At 39.1% G+C, this 4,770-nt stretch carries 7 protein-coding genes and 1 pseudogene; 1 reads left to right on the top strand and 7 read right to left on the bottom strand.

The features are described 5' to 3' along the window. Positions 1–125: 125 nt before the first annotated feature. Positions 126–506, top strand: coding sequence for a hypothetical protein (locus AC2JBO_RS43165; RefSeq protein WP_496959769.1), 381 nt, complete (start codon positions 126–128; stop codon positions 504–506). A 21-nt stretch (positions 507–527) separates the two neighbouring features. Here AC2JBO_RS43165 and AC2JBO_RS43160 read toward each other — a convergent pair whose 3' ends face one another. From AC2JBO_RS43160 to AC2JBO_RS43130, 7 genes and pseudogenes are all read right to left on the bottom strand, one after another. Further along, the gene (locus AC2JBO_RS43160) at positions 528–746 is read right to left on the bottom strand and encodes a transposase (RefSeq protein ID WP_496959771.1); all 219 of its coding nucleotides are present in this window, start codon (positions 744–746) and stop codon (positions 528–530) included. A gap of 28 nt (positions 747–774) precedes the next feature. Continuing rightward, positions 775–1,125 (bottom strand): hypothetical protein, encoded by a 351-nt coding sequence (locus AC2JBO_RS43155; protein ID WP_496959768.1) that lies wholly within the window; start codon positions 1,123–1,125, stop codon positions 775–777. Positions 1,126–1,193: 68 nt separating this feature from the next. Continuing rightward, on the bottom strand, positions 1,194–1,541 hold the full coding sequence (locus AC2JBO_RS43150; RefSeq protein ID WP_496959770.1) for a helix-turn-helix domain-containing protein: 348 nt from the start codon (positions 1,539–1,541) through the stop codon (positions 1,194–1,196). A gap of 13 nt (positions 1,542–1,554) precedes the next feature. Further along, positions 1,555–1,698 carry a hypothetical protein gene (locus tag AC2JBO_RS43145; RefSeq protein WP_496959767.1) on the bottom strand — a complete coding sequence of 48 codons (144 nt, stop codon included), beginning with the start codon at positions 1,696–1,698 and terminating at the stop codon, positions 1,555–1,557. 135 nt (positions 1,699–1,833) lie between these two features. Beyond that, positions 1,834–2,655, bottom strand: a pseudogene (locus AC2JBO_RS43140) (metal ABC transporter permease). A 63-nt stretch (positions 2,656–2,718) separates the two neighbouring features. Further along, complete coding sequence (locus AC2JBO_RS43135) at positions 2,719–3,471, bottom strand: metal ABC transporter ATP-binding protein (RefSeq protein WP_496959766.1); 753 nt, start codon at positions 3,469–3,471, stop codon at positions 2,719–2,721. Positions 3,472–3,498: 27 nt separating this feature from the next. Then, positions 3,499–4,470 (bottom strand): metal ABC transporter substrate-binding protein, encoded by a 972-nt coding sequence (locus AC2JBO_RS43130; protein ID WP_496959765.1) that lies wholly within the window; start codon positions 4,468–4,470, stop codon positions 3,499–3,501. Positions 4,471–4,770: the final 300 nt, after the last annotated feature.

The raw sequence follows: 4,770 nt of genomic DNA, 5'->3' as shown, positions 1-4,770 counted from the left end.
TTACAAACAAAATTCCCATTTTATACGGCTAGATATTTAAGACTTTAGCTATAAAATTTTCGGGTGCCTCTCTTAGTGCTTCAGGAGTCTACTATTGTTACTCATAAAATACTGGAGAGTTTTACATGTCTTATCTCAAATCTCAGGTGAAATTGGCTCTTAAAACTGTCGTGCCTTACGATAAGCTTGAAAAAGTATTCGCTATTTATAGAACAGTAAATATTAGCTCACAATTGAAGCTCAACAGAGCAAGGAAAGTTTTTGAGCAGGCAACACATAAACCTGTTCACTTAGACCCTCGTTTTTTAGATATATTACAAAAAGAGTATTCTATTAACTTTGTCGAAAGTGTAGATACAAACACCTTACTAAAAAGGGGAAAGCAACAAGTTAAAGAACTTCTTGATGTAATCAGGACTTACGCAACTGGCACAATAAGTCTGGGTATGAGTCCGATGCAGACGGAAATATCCAGTTGTGGCAGTCTGACCGAAAAAGGCGCCTGATTATAAACACTTTATACCAATTTAATGTGAAGCTGCATAGAAAAGAGCTTCTAAAATAAAGTTATAAGAAGAAACAGATATAACTTGCTCCAACGTTAGTTGGTCGAACAATTCTTGAATGCGATTACGTAAATCCTGTAAGGAAGAAAACAGCTTATTTTTAAGTGGCTTTTTAAGTAATTCCCAAAGTCTTTCAATTGGGTTAAGTTCCGGAGAATGTGATGGTTGAAGTAAAGGGATAATATTCTCAGGCCAACGAATTGCAGAACTAATATGAGCGCAAAGTGGGCGGTGTCGGCTTCCGTCCCGCCCAACTTTGCAAGAGAGCAGGCGCCTGGTCGATTTGTAAAATTGCGTAATCCTCGCCTAATTCATGGGATAGCCAATCTAAAAATTCTTGAAAATAGTCACCATTGAGTTTTGGATACTCATGTAAGAAGTGGTCGCCTGTATTTGGTTCAAATGGCGCCCCGAAGGGGTTCGCCACTTTGCTTATGCCGGGGAACCCGTCCACCGCAAGTGGCTCACCGTATATCCAAAAATTTTCTCGTCCCCATGCAACAGGCACGGTCGGTTTTACCCCTGGAGCGGTAATAACTTTACCTGTCTGTGTCTTCATACCAAGCCTTGTCTCATCTTGGCACAGATAACGAATACATCTACCTTGTGCTAAAAGGGTTTCCAACGTTAACAATACCGTACCAAGTTTTTTTTAAAGTCTTGTACCACTTCTTCGTCTTGCTTATGGCTTTTGGGACGTGGAGCTTTGATAATGCTCCAAAACGATATAGAATCGCACGCATAAACTGTTCCATACTCCATATTCAGTCCATGTTCTTGTTCTAGCCACTTAACAATGGCGCCATAGCTAGTAAAACCGGAACCTGTTTCCAGTTCGCGCCTTAATGCTGCCATTACCTCTTCAGCCATTTTAGGGGCTGCACCCGGCACCTTTTTTATTTCTAATAACCTATTTATTCCCCCGGAACGATATTTCTGTAACCATCGTGTAATAGTTGATGTGTCTCGACCCAGGCGTTTTCCGATGTCAGGAAGGCTCGCTTACTTGACCGTTTTTAAGCCACCATAACATTTGGAGTTTTTCTTTTTGGTCAGCGAGTCTGGCTGTTTGCAGCCGTTTCTTCAACTCTTCTTCACTTTCTGTTATCTCAATTTTAAATGGGCGGCTCATGGGTACTTTGGATAGATGCAGGTTGCAATACTATTATATGCGACTTCATATTAAATTGGTATAAGACAAGATGGACAAGATGGTGCTGCATTAAATTGTTGCTTCGTTTGGTATTTTTGTGTGCAGTGACGCATTTTACGTCATTTTATTGTGTCTGATTTTTGTGTTTTTGTGTTGAGCTAGTAAACCGTGTTTGGGTGCGAATAACATCGCTACAAAAAACAAAATTGTTAATAAAACAACTATACAACCACCTGTGGCGCCATCTAAGTAGTAACTTATATATGTTCCAACTACGCACGAAAACACGCTAGATGAAACAGCGGCGCCAATCATATAATTGAAGCGGTCGCTCATTAAATACGCAATGGCGCCGGGTGTAACTAACATGGAAACTACTAAAATAATACCAACGGCTTGTAATGCTGCAACTACTGTAAGCGACATTAATGAAAGGAACATGTAGTAAAGAAACTGCGTATTTATGCCTATTGTTCATGCATGGTTCGGGTCAAAGCAAAATAGCAATAAATCTTTACGGAATATATATACAGCAGCTAATGTAATGATACTGACTATGATTGTTTGAATTATATCTTCGTTAGAAATTCCTAGTACGTTTCCAAATAAGATATGAAACAAGTCTATATTACTACGTGCCCTTGAAATTAATACTAAACCGAATGCAAAAAAGCCTGTAAATATAACACCTATGACAGCATCTTCTTTAACACGGGTTTTTTCTTTGACAAAACCTATTGTTACTGTTGTCCCATACCCAAAAATAAAGGCGCCAATTGCAAACGGTATACCAGCCATGTAAGATAGAACGACACCTGGAACTACTGCATGGGATATAGCATCCCCCATCAGTGACCAACCTTTAAGGGTAACGTAGCAAGATAGAACAGCACAAACTACGCCTACTAAAGCACTAACGCATACTGCCCTAATCATAAATTCGTATTGAAAGGGCGCAATTAACCATTGCCAAATTGATATCATATAGATTATTAGATTTTAGATTTTGGATTTTGGATTTTTGTGAAAGTTACGGTGGTTTAAAACTCCTCCGAAGGTCATAGCTAAGTTGTCTTCTGTAAATACGTCTTCTACGGCGCCATAATCAAGTACAGTTCTATTTATTAACACTACTTGGTCACAAAATGTAGAAATTGATGCTAAGTCATGGGTAGAAATTAAAATGGTGTGACCCTGCGCGCGTAATGTTATCAATACTTCTATAATTGCTTTCTCTGTATTCGCATCAACTCCAGTAAACGGTTCGTCTAATAGCATTACTGTTCCTTGAATAGCTAACGCGCGCGCTACAAATACCCGTTTGCGTTGTCCACCAGAAAGCTCCCCTATTTGGCGCCGTCGTAAGTCCCACATCCCAACTCGTTCCAGAGCATCACGAACTATTCTATAATCATTATTCTTCGGTATTCGTAACCAGTTCATATGCCCATAACGTCCCATCATCACCACATCTTCTACACTGACAGGAAAATTCCAATCTACTTCTTCAGACTGTGGCACATAAGCTATCATTTGTTTTTGTTGGGCTTTGCGAACTGGTAAATCATTTATTATCACTCTTCCACGATGTGGCGCCAAAAATCCCATTACTGCTTTAAATAAAGTAGACTTACCTCCTCCATTAGGACCAACTAATGCAGCAATGGTTCCAGATTCTAGCTCAAAAGTAGCATTATGTAAAACTACTTTTTCATGATAAGCAACATGGATGTCTTCAACTAAAATACTCATAGGTTTCATTATAAGAATTAATAGGTTTTATTTTGACTGAGATTGACCTAGTAAACCTCTGACTAAAGTGTCAGCATTGTACCTCTGAAGGTTTAAAAATGTATCAGCAGGTTTGCCCACTTCAGATAATGAGTCCACATACAACACACCAGCGAAAGTAGATTTACTTTCACTCGCTACTTGTCTCTGTGCTTTATCGTTAACCGTTGTTTCACAAAACACTGCGGGAATTTTATTTTGCCTTACAGTATCAATAACCTTACCTATCTGTTGTGGTGTACCCTCTTGCTCAGAATTAACTGCCCACAAATACGCTTCCCGTAAACCATAGTCACGTGCCATATAGGAAAATGCTCCCTCACAAGTTACTAAATATCTTTGGTTTACAGGTAAAGTTGCCAATTTAGTCTTTACTTCTTCACTAACTTGCTGTAACTTTTGAGTGTAAGCCCTAGCATTGGCGTTGTAAGTTGCCTCGTTGCCAGGGTCAAGTTTTATAAAAGCTTTGCGAATATTATCTATATATATAGCTGCATCATTTGGAGACATCCAAGCATGGGGGTTAGGTTTGTTTGAATAAGCACCACTAGCTATTGTAATTGGCTTAACTCCTTCACTGAGATTTGCAGAGGTAACATTTCTAACTGCCCCCATAAATTTCTCAAACCACCGCTCTAATCCTAACCCGTTGAACAGTACTAAATCTGCCGACTGCGCGCGTTTGATGTCGCTAGGTGTTGGTTCATAGTCGTGAATTTCGGCGCCTGGTCTAGTGATAGATTCTACAATTAACTTATCACCAGCTACATTCCGTGCCATATCCGCCAGTATTGTAAAAGTTGTCAACACTTTCTTTCTACCATCGGCTGGACGCGATAGTGATTCAGTTTGTGATTGTATGGAATCACTTGCAGGTTTTTGAGATGACGTACACCCTTCCAGTGGTAGCCATATAAGCATACTCAAGACGATGCACATAGGTTGAGTTAGCTTGTTCATTTAATTTCATTTTTGTTTCATTATTTTATCATATTTTTCTCATAATCTCTCAGGTGCCTTTATTTGTCAAGGTTTACTTGCAACGGATGTAACGGATGATTATTTTTGAATAACTGGTTGATAAGGTTGGCGCTAAATAATAACTCTCTTAACTCCCAATACTACTCGGTTAAGACATTTTACTAAAATACAATCCCCCCTAACCCCCTTAATAAGTAGTTGGACACAATTAATTACACAAAATCTGGGCTGAAATTCTTGCCTAGCATAGAATCAGAAGAATGAGTATTGTAATTAATT

The organism is Calothrix sp. CBUCES-K 9914 (genome assembly GCF_059640475.1).
Note: the sequence above shows the minus strand (reverse complement) of the source record. Positions and strands in the feature narration are given on the sequence as shown.